Annotated in this window: 15 protein-coding genes; 6 read left to right on the top strand and 9 right to left on the bottom strand. The window is 58.3% G+C overall.

Annotated features, from left to right (window positions below):
- Positions 1–25 precede the first annotated feature (25 nt).
- From yajC to queA, 3 genes are all read right to left on the bottom strand, one after another.
- Positions 26–358: a preprotein translocase subunit YajC gene (yajC, locus tag BY447_RS15075; protein WP_009091760.1), complete on the bottom strand. Its 333-nt coding sequence runs from the start codon at positions 356–358 to the stop codon at positions 26–28.
- Positions 358–1,506 carry a tRNA guanosine(34) transglycosylase Tgt gene (gene tgt / locus BY447_RS15070; protein WP_013356969.1) on the bottom strand — a complete coding sequence of 383 codons (1,149 nt, stop codon included), beginning with the start codon at positions 1,504–1,506 and terminating at the stop codon, positions 358–360. The genes yajC and tgt overlap by 1 nt, the downstream gene beginning before the upstream one ends.
- A 79-nt stretch (positions 1,507–1,585) precedes the next feature.
- On the bottom strand, positions 1,586–2,656 hold the full coding sequence (gene queA, locus BY447_RS15065) for a tRNA preQ1(34) S-adenosylmethionine ribosyltransferase-isomerase QueA (RefSeq protein WP_110331450.1): 1,071 nt from the start codon (positions 2,654–2,656) through the stop codon (positions 1,586–1,588).
- A 103-nt stretch (positions 2,657–2,759) separates the two neighbouring features.
- Here queA and BY447_RS15060 point away from each other — a divergent pair, with 103 nt between their 5' ends.
- The 4 genes from BY447_RS15060 to BY447_RS15050 are packed head-to-tail and all read left to right on the top strand — an operon-like array spanning position 2,760 to position 5,619.
- Positions 2,760–3,341 carry an ACP phosphodiesterase gene (locus BY447_RS15060; protein WP_033731737.1) on the top strand — a complete coding sequence of 194 codons (582 nt, stop codon included), beginning with the start codon at positions 2,760–2,762 and terminating at the stop codon, positions 3,339–3,341.
- Positions 3,342–3,387: 46 nt separating this feature from the next.
- Positions 3,388–3,540, top strand: a complete 153-nt coding sequence (locus BY447_RS23260; protein WP_158280080.1) for a hypothetical protein — start codon at positions 3,388–3,390, stop codon at positions 3,538–3,540.
- 9 nt (positions 3,541–3,549) lie between these two features.
- Positions 3,550–4,362, top strand: a complete 813-nt coding sequence (locus BY447_RS15055; RefSeq protein WP_110331449.1) for an inositol monophosphatase family protein — start codon at positions 3,550–3,552, stop codon at positions 4,360–4,362.
- Positions 4,363–5,619 (top strand): histidine-type phosphatase, encoded by a 1,257-nt coding sequence (locus tag BY447_RS15050; RefSeq protein WP_110331448.1) that lies wholly within the window; start codon positions 4,363–4,365, stop codon positions 5,617–5,619.
- A gap of 522 nt (positions 5,620–6,141) precedes the next feature.
- Here BY447_RS15050 and proY read toward each other — a convergent pair.
- From proY to phoB, 6 genes are all read right to left on the bottom strand, one after another.
- Positions 6,142–7,494, bottom strand: coding sequence for a proline-specific permease ProY (gene proY / locus BY447_RS15045; RefSeq protein ID WP_033731734.1), 1,353 nt, complete (start codon positions 7,492–7,494; stop codon positions 6,142–6,144).
- A gap of 70 nt (positions 7,495–7,564) precedes the next feature.
- Positions 7,565–8,884, bottom strand: coding sequence for a branched-chain amino acid transporter carrier protein BrnQ (brnQ, locus tag BY447_RS15040; RefSeq protein WP_013356963.1), 1,320 nt, complete (start codon positions 8,882–8,884; stop codon positions 7,565–7,567).
- A 391-nt stretch (positions 8,885–9,275) separates the two neighbouring features.
- Positions 9,276–10,382, bottom strand: coding sequence for a cobalamin-independent methionine synthase II family protein (locus BY447_RS15035; RefSeq protein WP_061061746.1), 1,107 nt, complete (start codon positions 10,380–10,382; stop codon positions 9,276–9,278).
- Between the two features lie 164 nt (positions 10,383–10,546).
- Positions 10,547–11,467 carry a PstS family phosphate ABC transporter substrate-binding protein gene (locus BY447_RS15030; protein ID WP_110331951.1) on the bottom strand — a complete coding sequence of 307 codons (921 nt, stop codon included), beginning with the start codon at positions 11,465–11,467 and terminating at the stop codon, positions 10,547–10,549.
- A gap of 19 nt (positions 11,468–11,486) precedes the next feature.
- The gene (gene phoR / locus BY447_RS15025; RefSeq protein WP_110331447.1) at positions 11,487–12,800 is read right to left on the bottom strand and encodes a phosphate regulon sensor histidine kinase PhoR; all 1,314 of its coding nucleotides are present in this window, start codon (positions 12,798–12,800) and stop codon (positions 11,487–11,489) included.
- A 14-nt stretch (positions 12,801–12,814) separates the two neighbouring features.
- Complete coding sequence (gene phoB / locus BY447_RS15020) at positions 12,815–13,504, bottom strand: phosphate response regulator transcription factor PhoB (protein WP_003852491.1); 690 nt, start codon at positions 13,502–13,504, stop codon at positions 12,815–12,817.
- 197 nt (positions 13,505–13,701) lie between these two features.
- On the opposite strand from phoB, the gene sbcD reads away from it, so the two are divergent.
- Both sbcD and BY447_RS15010 read left to right on the top strand, forming a co-directional pair.
- Complete coding sequence (gene sbcD / locus BY447_RS15015; protein ID WP_110331446.1) at positions 13,702–14,901, top strand: exonuclease subunit SbcD; 1,200 nt, start codon at positions 13,702–13,704, stop codon at positions 14,899–14,901.
- On the top strand, positions 14,898–18,572 hold the full coding sequence (locus BY447_RS15010) for an AAA family ATPase (RefSeq protein ID WP_110331445.1): 3,675 nt from the start codon (positions 14,898–14,900) through the stop codon (positions 18,570–18,572). Before sbcD ends, BY447_RS15010 begins: the two co-directional genes overlap by 4 nt.
- Positions 18,573–18,577 lie beyond the last annotated feature (5 nt).

The following is an 18,577-nucleotide window of genomic DNA, read 5'->3' as shown; positions in this document are numbered from 1 at the left end:
GGCAGTTCCCTTAGGGAAGAAAGAATTACAGCGCCTTGATAGTGCCTTTCGGCAGCACGGCGGCGACGAAATCACGTTTAATGACGACTTCATTGGTGTCATTCAGCGCGATAGCTACGTAGCCCGTGTCAGAGACTTTCGTTACGCGGCCTACCAGGCCACCGCTGGTCAGCACTTCATCACCCTTAGAGATGGAATCCATCAGCTTCTTGTGCTCTTTCGCACGTTTCTGCTGCGGACGCAGGATCATGAAATAGAAAATCAGACCAAACACCACCAGCATGATCACCAGAGAATACGGACTTCCCTGAGACGGAGCGCCTGCTGCGGCCACGGCGTCAGAAATGAATAAGCTCATTAAATTTCCCTCATTGATGAATTATCAGACGTTAATGGCGGAACTTCTTTGCCCGTCCGTTGGTAAAACTCAGTTACAAAGCGCTCTAATTTACCCTCTTCGATGGCCTGGCGTAAACCTGCCATCAGACGCTGGTAGTAGCGCAAATTGTGGATAGTATTCAGACGCGCGCCCAGTATTTCGTTACAACGGTCGAGATGATACAAGTAGGCACGGCTATAATTGCGACAGGTGTAACAATCACACTCCGCATCCAGCGGCGCAGTGTCATCTTTGTAGCGGGCGTTGCGAATCTTCACCACACCTTCGGTGACAAACAGGTGACCATTTCGCGCATTACGGGTTGGCATCACGCAATCAAACATATCAACGCCGCGACGGACGCCTTCAACCAGATCTTCTGGCTTGCCGACACCCATCAGATAACGCGGTTTATCCTGCGGAAGCTGCGGACAGACGTGCTCAAGAATACGGTGCATGTCCTGCTTAGGCTCACCCACCGCCAGGCCGCCCACAGCGTACCCATCAAAGCCAATCTCTACCAGACCTTTCACCGAGACATCTCGTAAATCTTCGTAAACCGAGCCCTGAATAATGCCAAATAAGGCATTTTTATTCCCGAGGCTGTCGAAACGATCACGGCTGCGTTGCGCCCAGCGCAGCGACATCTCCATAGAGCGTTTGGCGTAGTCCCAGTCAGCCGGGTACGGCGTACATTCATCGAAAATCATTACGATGTCGGAACCCAGGTCGTACTGAATCTCCATTGATTTTTCGGGATCCAGGAAGATCGGGTCGCCATTGATCGGGTTACGGAAATGCACGCCCGCTTCGGTGATTTTACGGATGTCGCCCAGGCTGAAGACCTGGAAGCCGCCGGAGTCGGTCAGGATCGGGCCTTTCCACTGCATAAAGTCATGCAGATCGCCATGCAGTTTCATGATCTCCTGGCCCGGACGCAGCCAGAGGTGGAAGGTATTGCCCAGAATGATCTGCGCGCCGGTTTCCTGCACTTCTTCCGGCGTCATGCCTTTCACGGTGCCGTAGGTGCCAACGGGCATAAACGCCGGGGTTTCCACCACGCCGCGATCAAAAATCAGACGGCCACGGCGTGCGCGCCCGTCTGTGGTATCAAGTTCAAATTTCACAAAGCCTCCATCGGAGAAACAGTCCGATGCAGATAACCTTCAGTCGCACGACAGGCGATTCCGGCTATCGGTTAATAAATCAGTCGCCCACTTTTTCCAGCGGCGCCTGCGGATTTTTGCTGATAAACATCGCATCTCCATAACTGAAGAAACGATATTGCTCAGCCACGGCTGCGCGGTACGCGGCCATGGTGTGCTGATAACCGGCAAACGCCGAGACCAGCATAATCAGAGTCGATTCGGGCAGATGGAAGTTGGTGATCAGCGCATCGATCACCTGATACTCATAGCCCGGATAGATGAAAATCTGGGTATCGTCAAAGAACGGCGCAATCAGGGCATCCTGACTTGCTTTGGCGGCGCTCTCCAGCGAACGGACAGAAGTGGTGCCGACAGCAACAACCTTGTTGCCACGCGCCTTACAGGCCAGCACGGCGTCGACAACCTCCTGCGGCACTTCGGCATACTCCGCGTGCATGTGATGCTCTTCGATGGTTTCGACACGCACCGGCTGGAAGGTGCCTGCACCGACGTGCAGCGTCACAAAGGCCATTTCAATGCCCTTCTCTTTCAACGCCTGCAGCAGCGGTTCATCGAAGTGCAGACCAGCTGTCGGAGCCGCGACGGCACCCGGACGGGCGCTGTAAACCGTCTGATAAAGCTCGCGATCCGCCTCTTCATCAGGACGGTCGATATACGGCGGCAGTGGCATGTGACCGACGCTGTTGAGGATATCGAGCACCGCGCGCTCATCATCAAACACGATCTCAAACAGCGCATCGTGGCGTGCCACCATGGTCGCTTTCACACTCTCATCTTCGCCCAGCAGCAGTTCTGCCCCCGGCTTCGGCGCTTTTGAGGCGCGCACATGTGCCAGCACGCGCTTGTCGTCGAGCATCCGCTCCACCAGCATCTCGATTTTGCCGCCGCTGGCTTTACGGCCAAACACGCGCGCCGGAATCACACGGGTGTTGTTGAACACCAGCAGATCGCCTGGATTCAGCTTATCCAGCACGTCGGTGAAAACACCGTGCGACAGCGCACCGCTGGGACCGTCGAGCGACAGCAGACGACAGCCGCTGCGCTGCGCCTGGGGATAGTGAGCAATCAGGGATTCGGGCAGTTCAAAAGCAAAATCGGCGACACGCATTGAAATGTTCTTTCTCAGGCAAAAACAGGCGGCACAGTTTAGCGGAAAACCGACCAATTCTGAACAACTGGCTGCGCAAAGGCAGTTCAGCCTATAATGCGGCATGAACTTTCTTGCGCATCTCCATCTGGCTAAGCTGGCCGACAGCTCCTTACTCGGCAATTTAATGGCCGACTTTGTGCGTGGCAACCCGCACCAGCACTGGTCCGCGCCTGTCGCAGACGGCATTCTGATGCATCGTCGTCTGGATGTGATGACGGATGCGCTACCGGAAGTGCGCAGCGCCCGTCAGCTGTTCCGTGCGGAAACCTATCGCGTCGCCCCCATTACGCTGGACGTTATCTGGGACCATTTTCTGGCCCGTCACTGGCAGCAATTTACGCCCGACCAGACGCTGGTGCAGTTTTCTGCCACCGCCGAGCGCGAAATCCTGCCGCAGCTGGCCGACACGCCTCCTGAATTTCAGGCACTCAACGCGGTGATGTGGCGCGAGCGCTGGTTTGAGCATTATGCCCAGCCTGCGCGGCTGGAGCGGGTGCTGCACGGCATGGCCAGCCGCCGTCCACGCCTGGCGGCACTACGCGACTCCTACCACGATTTCACGCAACATTATGATCAGCTGGAAGCGCTGTTTTTTGTTTTTTATCCGCGTTTAATGGCGCTGGCGACCAGCAGAACCCTGTAAAACCCGATCCTCTGCTACCGGGCTGACGGACATGCGCTTTTGCCTGATGAAAAAAGCCAGCAGCCCGGCTCAGCACCATCTTGCCATTGCTGCTTATCTGCGGCTTAATGAAGCCTTTCTTAACAATAGTGAAGTAAACATCACAGCCAGACCGCCTGTTCAGGCGCGCCTTCCATTCGTTATGGCAAAAAAATCATAAGAGGAAAAGATGTCATCCGCTTCGCATTCTGAAATAGACGCGCGTTACCGTTACGCCTGCGACATCGCCCGTGCAGCGGGCAGCCGGGCCCTGTCATGGTATCAGCAGCGTCAGACACTGGTCGTGGAACACAAAAGGGATTTGCAGGACGTAGTCAGCGAGGCTGATCGTAACGTTGAGGCATTAATTAAGACCTTAATCGCTGAACGTTTTCCTGAGGATATCGTCTATGGCGAAGAGAGCGGCGGCGAGGTTGAGGGTGCGCCCTTTATCTGGGTTGTCGATCCAATCGATGGCACCGCCTGTTTCGTCAACGGCCTGCCTAACTGGTGCGTTTCACTGGCGGTGGTCTGCGAAGGGGAACCGGTGATCGGCGTAGTCTGCGATCCCAATCATCAGGAGCTGTTCCACGCACGGGCAGGCCAGGGGGCATGGCTGAATGAAAGCCGCCTGCAGGTTCATAGCGCTACGCATCTCAACGAGGGTTTACTTGGCATCAGTAACTCCAGCCGGACGCCGGGCGAAAGCGTCTCACGCCTGATCAGCGGCTTAATTGAACAGGGTGGTATGTTTATTCGCATCGGTTCGGGTGCGCTGACCAGCGCCTGGGCGGCAGCCGGTCGGCTGATTGGTTACTACGAAGCGCATATGCATCCGTGGGATAGTCTGCCGGGCATCGTTCTTATGCGCGAAGCAGGCGGTGTCACCAATGATTATCTGCGTAATGAAGGCCTGAAAAACGGTAACCCGGTGTTGCTGGCCAATGCGGCTCTGTATCCAAAAATTAAAGCGCTGACCGGTAATGGCGCACTGGAAGGGTAAATGACGCTGCCAACCCTGTGCCGCTGTGCGCTAATCCTCGGTTCTCTCTGGCTGTTAAGCCCGGCGACACAGGCGGCGGATTACCAGCTGGAGAAAGTGGTTGAACTGAGCCGTCACGGCGTACGTCCACCCACGCCAGGCAACCGTAAAGAGATGGAAGCCGCCAGCCAGCAACCCTGGACACAGTGGACCACTGCCGATGGCGAGCTGACGGGTCACGGCTACAGTGCCGTAGTGAATAAAGGACGCTGGGAAGGCGAGCACTATCGCCAGCTTGGCCTGCTGGGCACGGGCTGTCCGGATGCCGCTCAGGTCTACGTGCGCGCCAGCCCGCTGCAGCGCACCCGCGCCACGGCTGCGGCGCTGACGGACGGCGCGTTTCCCGGCTGCGGCGTAACCGTACATCACGTCGCGGGCGATGTTGATCCCCTGTTTCAGAGTGAAAAGCTGACGGTCACCCGGACCGATCCCGCGCAGGAACTGGCTGCTAAACAGCAGAAAGCGGGCGATCTGGCACACCTGCAACAGCAACTGCAACCGGCGATTCAGCAGCTGAAAGCCGCCGTCTGTCCCCCCGCAACGGATTGTCCCCTGTTTGAGGCGCCCTGGACGTTCCGGCAAACCCGCAACGGGAATAGTTACGTTTACGGGCTGAGCGTGATGGCGAGCATGGTGGAGACGCTGCGACTGGGCTACAGCGAAAATCTGCCGTTTGATCAGCTCGCCTGGGGACACATCACCACGGCCGCGCAGATCACCTCACTGTTGCCGCTGCTGACCGCCAACTACGATCTCAGCAACGACGTACTCTACCTGGCACAGCGCCGTGGCTCGATATTGCTCAACACGATGCTGGAAGCGATCGCTGCCGACAGCTCACCGGGCCGCTGGCTGGTTCTGGTGGCGCATGACACCAACATTGCGATGGTGCGCACCCTGATGGACTTTAACTGGCAGTTACCCGGCTATTCTCGCGGTAACATTCCGCCGGGCAGCAGTCTGGTGCTGGAGCGCTGGCGCGACACCCGTAGCGGCGAGCGTTTTTTGCGGCTCTATTTTCAGGCGCAGAGTCTGGATGGCATCCGCCAGCTGCAACCGATTGATGATAAACATCCGTTATTACGGCAGGAATGGCATCAGCCCGACTGCAGAGTTACCGCTGTCGGCCTGCTCTGCCCTTATCAATCCACACTGACTCAGCTGCGTAAAAACCTGGATAACAGCGCTGTGCTGCCGGTTTCGGTTATATTGCCCTGAGTCCGTGGCTAATCAAATTAAGGCCGCAGCCGCAATGCGGCCTTAATAATGTTAACCGCTGTTAATTAACGCCACTCCGACCTTTTCTTATTTAATTCGCCTGACTATCAGCGCCACGCATTTTGATTTACGATAGTCCTGTCAATCATCCCTTTATTATCTATTTTCCTGTAATTCTTGCGTATTTCGGCGACTGGTTTCGCCGTTTTTTATTTCCGCCTCTCTGCTTTTTTAGCGGGTCAGTGCCCATATAGCGGCACATTCCTGCGCATGAAGCCCCTTCAACAATTTTTCCCGCCTGTAATCTTCAGCGATATTCACTGCCCGTTTGAGTAATCTTTTAGGGATACATTGGCCGTAATAAACCGGCGCAGAGTCTTATTTCTCTGACAGAGCGTTAACGCGTAATAAAAGAATTCAGCGTTGTGGCGAAGATCACAAAAATAAATAGCGATGGGAGGAAATAAAAGAGGGAAATAGCGGGTTCTGCTCCCCCATAAATCGGGAGAGCAGAACAGGAGATTAGCGTGGTTTACGCACCAGCTTATAGCCCAGCAGCAGCACCACAATCCACACCATGCCAACATAGAGTGAAATGCGGGTATCGGGGAAATAACCAATCAGCCCGATAATAAAGCAGAGGAACGCCACGCCGACGCCAGCCGTCCAGCTGCCACCTGGCAGTGCAAACTGCAGCTTACTCGCCGCCTCTTTGCCAATTTTGCGACGGAAGGCGATCTGCGACAGCAGAATCATGATCCAGACCCACACCGTTGCAAAGGTCGCCAGCGAGGCGATGACCAGGAAGACTTTTTCCGGCATCAGGTAGTTGAGATAAACCGCAATCAGCATAGCGAACATCATCACCACCACCGTCACCCACGGAATGCCGCGCGACGAGACCTTCATAAAGACTTTCGGCGCATGACCCTGCTGCGCCATCCCGTGCAGCATACGGCCCACGCCAAACACATCGCTGTTAATCGCCGAGAGCGACGCGGTCAGCACGACGAAATTGAGGATAGAGGCGGCTGCCGCGATCCCCAGATGCTGGAAGGTCAGCACAAACGGGCTGCCCGAGGTTCCTACCTGATTCCACGGGTAGATCGACATAATCACAAACAGCGTGCCAACGTAGAACACCAGAATGCGCCACGGCACCGAGTTAATCGCGCGCGGAATCGACTTCTCCGGATCTTTCGCTTCACCCGCAGTGATACCGATGATTTCGATGCCGCCATAGGCGAACATTACCATCTGCAGCGACAGCAGCATGCCGACGACGCCGTGGGCGAAGAAGCCGCCGTTGGTCCACAGGTTATGGATACCGGTCGGCTGACCGCCGTTGCCAATCCCCCAGATAATCATGCCGAAACCAGCCAGAATCATCACGATGATGGTGGCGACTTTGAAGAAGGAGAACCAGAACTCCACTTCGCCGAACACTTTCACGCTCATCAGATTGACGGCACCGATGATCAGCACCACGCTCAGCACCCAAATCCAGTGCGGCACCTCAGGGAACCAGACGCCCATATAGATGCCGAACGCGGTAACGTCCGCTATTGCCACAATCAGGATTTCAAAACAGTAGGTCCAGCCGGTGATATAGCCCGCCATCGGCCCAAGATAGTCCTGCGCGTAGCGGGAGAAAGAGCTGGCCTGAGGATTGTTAACGGACATCTCACCCAGCGCGCGCATGATGATATACGCCACTGCCCCGCCGATGATGTAGGCGAGCAGCACGCTCGGTCCGGCCATTTTTATCGCGTCAGCGGAACCGTAAAACAGCCCGGTGCCAATCGCCGATCCCAGCGCCATAAAACGGATGTGGCGCGTGCTCAGTCCGCGTTTGAGCTTGTTGGTTTCTTGCATAACAACCTGTACCTGTGAAATGAAAAAACCACGGGCAAGCCCGTGGTTAAAGAAGAATCAGTGCGCTCTGTTACGAGTGAACCGTCACCTGTTCCGGTCCTTTCACCCGATCCACAACAGCGGCAATCAGCAGCATTACCAGTGACGGTGGCAACCAGGCAAGACCCTGGTCAGCCAGCGGCAGGTGCTGACTGAATGCCGGCAGCAAATCTTTAAACCCGGTGGTTTTAATCGCATCAACAATGCCAAACAGCAGGCTGACCAGCATCGCTGGCGCGATAATCCGGCTGCTCTTATTCCACCAGTTAAGGGTGAAACTCAGCACCACCAGCACGATACAGGGCGGATAGATCGCCGTCAGTACCGGGATGGAGATCTGAATCAGGTGGCTCAGGCCGAGATTCGACACCACCATCGAGAACAGACCCAGAATAAACACCAGCGTTTTATACGACAACGGCAGGTATTGCGCAAAAAATTCCGCACAGGCACAGGTCAGGCCGACGGCGGTCACCATACAGGCGACGAAGATCAGCGCGGCCAGGAAGAAGCTGCCCATGCTGCCAAAGGTATGCTGAACATACGCGTGCAGAATCGCTGCGCCGTTAGCATTTTGATCCACCAGCGCCCCGCTGCCTGCGCCCAGTTTAAACAGGCAGAGGTAGACCAGCGTCAGGCCCAGACCGGCAATCAGTCCTGCCAGCACGGTATAACGGGTCAGCAGCGCGGCATTATCAACACCACGTGAACGGGCGGCGTTAACGATCACGATGCCGAACACCAGCGCGCCCAGCGTATCCATGGTCAGATAGCCATTAACGAAACCGCTGGAGAACGCCGCACGCTGATAGTCCGCGGTCGCCGGAATGGTGCCGCCTGCGGGCCACACCAGTGCAGCCACGCCCAGCACGGTCAGCGCGATAATTTTTAGTGGTGCCAGGAAGTGCCCTACCGTGTCGAGCAGCTTGCCCGGATAGAGCGACACGCCAATCACCAGCGCAAAGTAGATCAGGCTATAGATGAACAGCGGCAGCGCGCCATCGCCGGTCAGCGGTGCAATGCCCATCTCAAACGAGACGGTTGCCGTGCGCGGCGTGGCAAACAGCGGCCCGACAGCCAGATAGCACACGGTGGCCAGCACGATGCCAGCGACCTTGCCAATCGGGGTGCTGAGCGCATCCACGCCGCCGCCGACGCGGGCCAGGGCGATCACGGTCATCACGGGCAGACCAACAGCGGTAATCAGAAAGCCGATGGCGGCTGTCCAGACGTGTTCGCCAGACTGAATACCGACCATGGGCGGGAAAATGATGTTGCCCGCGCCAACAAACAGGGCAAATGTCATAAAGCCCAGCGCGAGAATGTCCTTCGAAGTTAAACGATGTGTCATACGGCCTGTCACTGATGTTGCGGTGGAAGTTGGGTTAGTGTTGTCCCCTCGCTGCGTGCAAACCGCGATCTGGCTGACAATGTCAGCGCATTATGCTCGTCGCAGGGTAAAGCGCAGGTGATTTAAGCTGCTTTTATTCTGTTCACAGAGGGATGGATCGACAACGGCGCTAAGTAAAACGTTTATAGCGGTGAAAGGCAATACGGGATCGGAAAACCAGAAGGTTATGCCGCCATTTTTTCAAAAGGCAGTGGATAGCGTTAATTTTTGCCGCAGGCACACAAGATGATGTGCTTAAATAACAGACAGAGCGTGAGAAAACCCCGCATAAACGGGCCAGAAGATACACAAAAGGCGCGTTTTACGCGCCTGTCTGCACAACGTTACAGCATTACCATACCTGATTAGCGATATCGACCACTAAACGAATCTTCTGCCATTGCTCGGCTTCGCTCAGGCTGTTGCCCTCTTCGGTAGAGGCAAAGCCGCACTGCGGGCTGAGGCAGATCTGGTCCAGGCTGACATACTGTGTCGCCTCTTCCAGCCGGGCTTTCACCTGCGCCGGATCTTCCAGCTCACCCACTTTGGTGGTGATCAGCCCCAGAACGACCTGCTGATGGCCCGGCTTAACGTAACGCAGTGGCTCAAAGCCGCCGGAACGGGCGTTGTCATACTCCAGGAAGAATGCATCCACGTTGACGCTGCCGAACAGGATTTCGGCCACCGGGCCATAGCCGCCTTCAGAGATCCAGGTTGAGCGGAAATTCCCGCGGCAGACATGCAGACCCACGGTCAGATCGGCAGGTTTATCTTCCAGCGCTTTATTCAGCACCTGAGCATACGTCTGTGCCAGCTGGTCCGGATCGTCGCCACGAGCGCGGATATCGCGCTTCTGATCTTCAGAACAGAGGTACGCCCAGACGGTGTCATCCAGCTGCAGATAGCGGCAGCCCGCGTCGTAAAACGCCTTGATCGCCTGTTTGTACGTCTGCGCCAGATCGTCGAAGTAGTCCGCCAGATCGGGATAGACTTCCGAATCAATCACTTTGCGGCCACCGCGGAAGTGCAGCACGCTGGGGCTGGGAATGGTCATCTTCGGTACCGCATCACCGGCAATATTCTGCAGGAAGCGGAAATGGTCGAGCATCGGGTGATCCGCCGGGAAACCGAGTTTGCTCAACACTTTCACGCCATGCGCTTTAGTCTGCACGCCATTAAACTGGATGCCCTGTTCCGCTTCATAGCTCTCAACGCCGTCAAGACCATAGAAGAAGTCGAAGTGCCACCAGCCGCGACGGAACTCGCCGTCTGTCACCACTTTCAGGCCATTTTCACGCTGTTTCGCGACCACATCGCGGATTGCCGCATCTTCAACCTGACGCAGGGCGGCGGCATCAATCTCTCCGGCTGAAAACTGTTCGCGTGCCTGCTTAATTGCAGCGGGACGCAGGAAGCTGCCAACGGTGTCGGCGCGGAACGGGGCGGTTTCTCTTTGCATGATCACTCCTGTCCTTCCTGCAAATGATTACGGCAGGAAATAATTACATTCTGATATAAATAGCCATCTGGATGGCTATATGTCTGAATGCAGAGTGACACGAGTAACCTCAGTCTGCAACTGAAGAAAATTCAGCGATGATGAAAAAAATTCATGCTGGAAGATTATTGCAGCGCTGCGCGCGCCTGCGCCATCTGGCTGTCAGAGAGCGGCAGGTAGCCCGCTTCGCTGACGCGCCGCTGTCCCTGCACGGAAAGCACCTGCTGCAGAAACGCGGCTACCAGCGGTGGCAGCGGTTTGCCGGGCGCTTTGTTGACATAGAGATAAAGCGGACGCGCCCAGGGATAGCGGCCGCTGCGGATAGCGTCGGCATCCGGAGCAATCGCCTGGCCCTGGTCATTCACCACCGCCAGCATTTTTACGCCGCTGAGGTGAAAGCCGAAACTGGCATAGCCGATGCTGCGCGAATTACCAGCCACCGCCTGCACCACCGCCGCCGAGCCGGGAAACTCCGCTACGTCACTGCGGAAATCGCCTTTACACAGCACCTGCTGTTTGAAGAACCCCCAGGTGCCGGAGGCGGAGTTGCGCCCATAACGCTGAATCGGCCGTTCGCGCCACCGGTCGCCGGTTAAACCAAGATCGCCCCAGCGCAGCGGCACACTGTGCGCGCCACACAGGCGGGTAATGGAGAAAATCGCGTCGAGCTGGCGCGGTTCAATATGCTGCAGCGGATTGCGCTGATTGACCACCACCACCAGCGCATCCATTGCCACCGGCACCGCCAGCGGTGGATAGCCGTAGCGCGCCTCAAAGGCCTGACGTTCATCAGCCTGCATGGGGCGACTCATCGGCCCGAGCTGTGCGGCACCCGCCGCCAGCGCGGTCGGCGCGGTAGACGAACCGGAAGCCTGAACCTGCACATTGACGCCTGGTGCCTGGCGGCTGAAATCTTCGCCCCACAGGGTCATCAGATAGCCGAGCGTGTCGGATCCGACGCTGCTGAGATTGCCGGAGAGCGTACCGGGCTGGGCCAGCGCCAGACCCGGCAGCAGAGAGACGATTAACAAAAGAAGGAGGCGCATCAGAGAGATCCGGCAGCGATTAATGAACGGCATTCTCCTGCATCACGCTGCTGACAATCAACCTCACGGGCAGCGTAAAGGTAAAACAGGTCTCTTTATGCGGCACGCTGGTGATATCGAGCCGCGCGTTGTGGTGGCTCAGCGCATGTTTCACAATCGCCAGGCCCAGCCCGCTGCCGCCGGTGGCACGCGAACGCGCCTTATCAACCCGGTAGAACCGCTCGGTCAGACGCGGAATATGTTCTGACGCGATACCCGGCCCGTTGTCGCACACCCGGAAGGTCGCGCCCTGCTTGCCACGCAGCCAGCTGATATCGATCCGCGTGCCCTCCGGCGTGTGATTCACCGCGTTGTACACCAGATTGGAAATCGCACTGCGCAGCTGTTCGTCGTTGCCGAACACTTTCAGATGGGGATCGGTATGGAAATGGATATCGTGACGACCGCCACTCAGCGTCGCCGCCTCATGCTGCAGCAGCTTCAGCATCACCGGCACATCGACCTTCTCTTTGAGATCGATCGCGGGCGCGGCTTCAATGCGCGACAGCGTCAGCAGCTGTTTCACCAGGCTGTCCATGCGGCGCGTCTGCTCCGACATGGTGTGCAGCGCTTTGCTGCGCGACGGCTCGCTCATCACCGAGTCATTCATCATCTCCAGATAGCCCTGCAGCACGGTGAGCGGCGTGCGTAACTCATGGCTGACGTTGGCAAAGAAGTTGCGGCGCGCCCCTTCCAGCTGATGCATCTGCGTCACATCACGCGCCACCAGCAGCCACTGCCCTTCGCTATAGGGCATGACGCGGAACTCCATATGAAGTTTGTTGTTCAGCACCAGCGTCAGCGGCTTGTCAAAATCGCGCTGGCGCAGATAGCGGGAGAACTCCGGGTAACGCAGCAGATTGAGGATATTCTGGCCATTATCTTCCGGCCAGCGCAGGCCCAGATGCTGCTGCGCCAGGCCGTTACACCAGAAAATAGTGCCCTCTTCCGTGGTCAGGATCACCGCATCCGGCAGCGATTCGGCCCCGCTGCGGAAACGCTTAATCAGATTGCCGAGTTCACGCCGCCGCCGCCGGTTGCGCAGCTGCATCTGGTAAAGCCCATAAAACAGCGGTTCCCAGCTGGCACGCCCGGTCGGTGGCGTCATGGTGCGGTCGAGCCACAGCCAGTGCGACAGCCGCATCAGATTGTGGAAATGCCACAACAGCACCACCAGTACGCTCAGCAGCAGCCACCAGGGCAGGCCGCCAAACAGCAGGCCCAGCAGCGCCGCAGGCAGACAGGCCAGCAGCAGTTCTGTCAGTAATCTCTTCCAGGAGAGGCGTTCCAGCACGGTAAAGGCTCCGTTTAGTAGCGGGCAGAGAAACGATACCCTGTTCCACGGACGGTTTGTACCATGCGATCGTGGCCGGAGACTTCCAGCGCTTTACGTAAACGGCGAATGTGAACATCGACAGTGCGATCCTCCACATACACATTGGTGCCCCAGACGTGGTTCAGCAGCTGTTCGCGGCTGTAGACACGCTCCGGGTGCGTCATAAAGAAGTGCAGCAACTTATATTCGGTGGGGCCCATCTCCAGCGGCGTGGTTTCGGACATCACGCGATGTGAGGAGGGATCCAGACTCAGCCCCTGCATCTCAATCACCTCTTCCACCGCCATCGGCGAAATGCGGCGCATCACCGCTTTGATCCGCGCCATCAGCTCTTTAGGTGAAAACGGCTTGGTAATGTAATCGTCGGCGCCCACTTCCAGGCCACGTACCCGATCTTCCTCTTCGCCGCGCGCGGTCAGCATCATCACCGGGATATCGCGGGTCATCGCCTCGCGCTTCAGATGCTTGATAAACTGAATCCCGCTGCCACCGGGTAACATCCAGTCCAGCAAAATCAGATCGGGCCAGGGTTCAATCAGCTTGCCAACGGCGCTGTCATAATCTTCCGCCTCGATTGGCTGATAGTCGTTCTGCTCCAGAACAAAACACAACATTTCACGGATGGGGGCTTCATCCTCCACAACCAAAATGCGCTTAGCCATTATTACTCCTGCTGATTATGACGGCTGTCACTGAGATTCGCGGCGCCATTATGCGTCAGATTTGTGACACTTTTATGAAAAACATAACCTGCCTGTAACCTCACTGGTAATCATTTATGACAGCGCAGCGACATTTTTTTGCTTTGGCCGCAGAGCCAGTATAATCGCCCGGCGAATCACAACGGCAGGGACTCATCATGCGCATTATTCATACTGCGGACTGGCATCTGGGGCAGTTCTTCTACAACAAAAGTCGGGCGGCGGAACATCAGGCGTTTCTCGACTGGCTGTTGATCCAGATTGAACAGCATCAGGTGGATGCGCTGATTATTGCAGGCGACCTGTTTGATACCGGCACGCCGCCCAGCTACGCCCGCGAGATGTTTAACCGCTTCGTGGTGGCGCTGCAGCCTGCGGGCTGTCAGCTGATTGTGCTGGCGGGTAACCACGATTCCGTGGCAACGCTGAACGAGTCACGCGAACTGCTGGCCTGTCTCAACACGCGGGTAATCGCTACACCGCAGGCGCAGGATGATGTGCTGCTGCTCAACACCCGCCAGGGCGAGCCGGGTGCGCTGCTGTGTGCCATTCCCTATCTGCGCCCGCGCGATATCCTGCGCAGCCGGGCGGGACAGTCGGGCCGCGACAAACAGACCTCGCTGCTGGAGGCGATTGCCCACCACTATCAGCAGCGTTTCGCCGCCGCCCAGGCGCTGGGCTATGCGCTGCCCGTCATTGCTACCGGTCACCTCACCACCGTCGGCGTCAGCCAGAGCGATTCGGTGCGCGACATCTACATCGGCACGCTGGACGCGTTTCCCGCCAGCGCGTTTCCCGCTGCTGACTATATTGCGCTCGGCCATATTCATCGCGCCCAGCGCGTGGCGGGCAGCGAGCATATCCGCTACAGCGGCTCACCGATTCCGCTGAGCTTTGATGAGCTGGGGACTGAAAAAAGCGTTTTTCTGCTGGAACTGGCGGCCAGCGGCCTGCAGTCAGTCACGCCGCTGGTGGTGCCACAGGCGCAGCCGATGCAGGTGCTGAAAGGGTCGCTGGCGCAGATAGCGGAACAGCTAAATGCCTTCAGTTCGGCAGAGCAGGAAAAACCGACCTGGCTCGACATCGAAGTCACCACTCAGGAGTACCTCAGCGATCTGCAACGTCAGGTCGAAGCCCTGACCGCTACGCTGCCGGTCGAAGTCTTGCTGCTGCGCCGCAGCCGTGAACAGCGGCAGCAGAGCCTGGCGCGGCTCGACAACGAAACGCTGAGTGAGCTAAAGGTGGAAGAGGTCTTTGCCCGCCGCCTGGCGCTGGATGAGGAGCTGCAACCGGCGCAAATCGACGAGATGATCATCCTGTTCCGCCAGACGCTGGCCGCCATGGAAGAGACCCAATGAAGATCCTTACGCTACGGTTTAAAAACCTCAATGCCCTGCGCGGTGAATGGTTCATCGACTTCCGCGCCGAGCCTTTTGCCAGCAACGGCCTGTTTGCGATAACCGGGGCCACCGGGGCGGGTAAAACCACGCTGCTGGACGCCATCTGCCTGGCGCTCTATCACCAGACACCGCGCCTGGGCGCGATTTCCCAGAGCCAGAATGCGCTGATGACCCGCGACTGCGCAGAATGTCTGGCTGAGGTCGAGTTTGAGATCAAAGGTGAAGCCTGGCGCGCCTTCTGGAGCCAGAACCGCGCGCGCGGCACCGCTGACGGCAAGCTACAGGCGCCGCGCGTTGAGCTGGCGCGCTGTGACGACAACACCATTGTTGCCGATAAGGTCGGTGACAAGCTGAAGCTGATCGAAACCCTGTCAGGTCTTGATTTCGAACGCTTCACCCGCTCAATGATGCTGTCACAGGGACAATTCGCCGCCTTTCTCAACGCGAAAGCCAGTGAACGCGCCGAACTGCTGGAGGAGCTGACCGGCACCGAAATTTACGGCCTGATTTCCGCAGCCATCTACGAGCGTCATAAAGAGGCGAAAACCCAGCTGGATCTGCTGCGCAGCCAGGCGGGAGCGATGGCGCTGCTGGATAGCGACGCCCGCGACGCGCTGCAACAGCAGCTCAGCGATCTGACCAGGGCTGAACAGCAACTCAGCGCGGATTATCAGCAGGCGCAGCAACAGCAGCAGTGGCAGCAACAGGCACAGCAGTTACAGCAGGAGAGTGCGCAGGCTGAAGCAGCGCTACAGCAGGCACAGGCCGCGTCACAGGCGGCTGAAACCGACCGCCAGCGGCTGGCTCGCAGCGAACCGGCTGAAAAACTGAGGATTAAACTGCAGCAGCGTGACACATTGCGCAGTGAACAGCAGCAGGCTGAGAGCCGCTATCAGCAGCTTACCGCGGCGCAGCAGCAGGCGCAGAACCAGCAGCAGCAGCATCAGCAGAATTATGCGGCCGCTCAGACCGCCCGCCAGCTGGCGCAGCAGGAACAGCAGCAGCAGGAGAACCTGCTGACGGAACAGGTGCTGCCGCTGGATCAGCACATCACGACGCTGCAGCAACAGCTTGCAGAGCAGCAGCAGGAAAATGCCCGGCAGCAGCAGCATGCCGACCAGACCCAGGCCAGCCTGACGCAGCAGAAGCAGCAGGTCGCGGCCTGGCAGCAGGCGATTGCCGAACAGCATCAGTTACGCGAGCAGCTGGCCGATCTGGCGCACTGGGGCGCTTCGCTGCCGGTATGGCAGGAGAACTTTGCCCTGCTGGCACAGCGTGAGGCGACACTGGCGGGACTGACGCAACAGCGCGAACAGCAGCAGCAACAGATCGATGCGCAACAGGCGAAACAGCAACAAGAGGCACAACAGGCACTGCCGCGCCAGTTGTCAGAGCAACAGGCCCGCCGGGCGCTGTCGCAGGCGGAGCAGGTACTCACTTCGCTTCAGGAGCAGCATCCGCCTGCCGCACTGCGGCAGGCATTAAGCCAGTTGCAGAACAGCCGTCCGGCGCGTCAGCAACTGCTGCTGCTCTCAACGCAGTGGCAGCCGCTGCATCAGCAGCTGGGCCAGCGCCAGCACAGGCTGAGCGCGCTGGAAAAAGCGCATCAGCAGAGTGAAGCAGAACTCCAGAGCCTGCGCGAGACCTGGAAACGCGAAAAACAGCAGCTGGATGATGTCGAAAAAATCTGCGCGCTGGAGCAGCAGATTGTCGACCTCAACGATTACCGCGCCCGGCTCACCGCCGATCAGCCCTGCCCGCTGTGCGGCTCCTGTACCCATCCCGCCGTTGAGGCCTACAGCACACTTGAAGTGAGTGCTAACCAGCAGCGCCGGGCTGCGCTGCAGCAGCAAACCGAGGTACTGCGTGAAGCGGGCACGGCAAAAAATGAACAGCTGAAGCAGTCAGTAGTGCAGCAGCAGGCCCTGCGCGATGAAATCGCCGGGATGCAGCAACAGCTTGATCAGCTTGAGCAGCAATGGCAGGCGCTGAGCGGTGAGCTGGCACTTACCTTCCCGCTTGCCGATCGCGAAGCCTTAGCCGCGTGGCAGCAGCAGCAAAGCGACCGTGAAAGTCAGCTTGAGCAGCAGCGACAGGCTCAGGAAGCCGCTGAACAAACGCGCCAGGCTGCGAAAGATCACCATCTTCAGCAGCTACAGGCCTGGCAGCAGCACCAGCAGGCCGAACAGCTGGCGCAGCAGTCGCTGACCAGCCTGCAACAGGCACTGGATGCGCTGCAACAGCGTCAGCAGCAGGAACAGCAGGCCTGGGAGCAGTTGCAGAGCCGTCTGGAGCAGCAGTTCAGCGCGCACCATCTTGCCCTGCCCGATGCCGCCGATCGCGATGCGTGGCTGGCGGAGCAACAGCGGCGCTGGCAGCGCTGGCAGGAAAGTGAGCAGTTGCTCGCTAACCTGCAGCCGCAGCTGTTAAAAGGGGAAACCCAGCTCACTGCCCTGCAACAACAGGCAGAGCAGGAACAGCAGCAGCTCGCCACCCGTCAGCAGCAGCAGCAGCAGAGCCAGGCGCAGCTCAGCGAAATGCGTCGTGCCCGTCTGGCGCTGTTTGGCGATCGCGATGTCGCCAACGCCCGTCAGCAGCTGCAGGCCCGCGTTCAGCACGCTGATGAACAGCTGGCACAGCAGCTCACCGCCCTGCAGCAGGCGCAGGCCGAGGTCAGTCGCCTGCAGGGTGAGCTGTCGGGGCTGGAAAATCAGCGTCAGACGCTCAGCGGCAAACTGGCAGAGGCGGAAAGCGTGCTGCAGCAGGCACTGGAGAGCGCCGGATTTACCGATGAAGCCAGCCTGCGCGCGGCGCTGCTGGATGAGCAGACCGCGCTGCAACTGCGTCAGCAGCTGCAGCAACTCGATCAGCAATGCCAGCAGCAGCAGGCGCGACTGGCAGATCTGCAGCAGCGGCTCAGCGTTCATCAGCAGGCGAAACCCGATGCGATGCCGGAATCCGCCGAAGCACTGGCGCAGCAGCTGGAGCAGTTACGGCTGGCCCTGCGCGACAACGCCAGCCAGCAGGGTCAGATTCAGCAGCAGCTGCACAGCGACGCCAGCCTCCGCGCCCGACAACAGAGCCTGATGACGCAGATTGAACAGGATGGTGTGGTGCTGGCGCAGTGGAGCCTGCTCAACGATCTGATCGGCTCCGCCAGCGGCGATAAATTCCGGCGCTTCGCCCAGGGGTTAACGCTGGATCATCTGGTAGCGCTTGCCAACCGTCAGCTCGATCGGCTGCATGGCCGTTATCTGCTGCAGCGCCGGGCGCAGGATCTGCTGGAGCTGGATGTCGTCGATACCTGGCAGGCCGACGCGGCTCGCGATACCCGCACGTTGTCAGGTGGCGAGAGTTTCCTGGTCAGTCTGGCGCTGGCACTGGCGTTATCGGATCTGGTCAGCCACAAAACGCGCATCGAATCGCTGTTTCTGGATGAGGGGTTCGGCACGCTGGATGCTCAGACGCTGGATACCGCGCTGGATGCCCTGGACGCGCTGAACGCCAGCGGCAAAACCATCGGGGTGATCAGCCACGTGGAAGCGATGAAAGAGCGTATCCCGGTGCAGATTAAAGTGCGCAAGATGAATGGATTAGGGTACAGCCAGCTGGAATTGCCGCAGGGATAACGGGC

It is taken from the genome of Pantoea sp. JKS000250, from assembly GCF_003201065.1.
Taxonomy (GTDB): Bacteria; Pseudomonadota; Gammaproteobacteria; order Enterobacterales; family Enterobacteriaceae; genus Pantoea; species Pantoea vagans.
The sequence above is the reverse complement of the archived record's forward strand: the minus strand, read 5'-3'. Positions and strand labels throughout refer to the sequence as shown.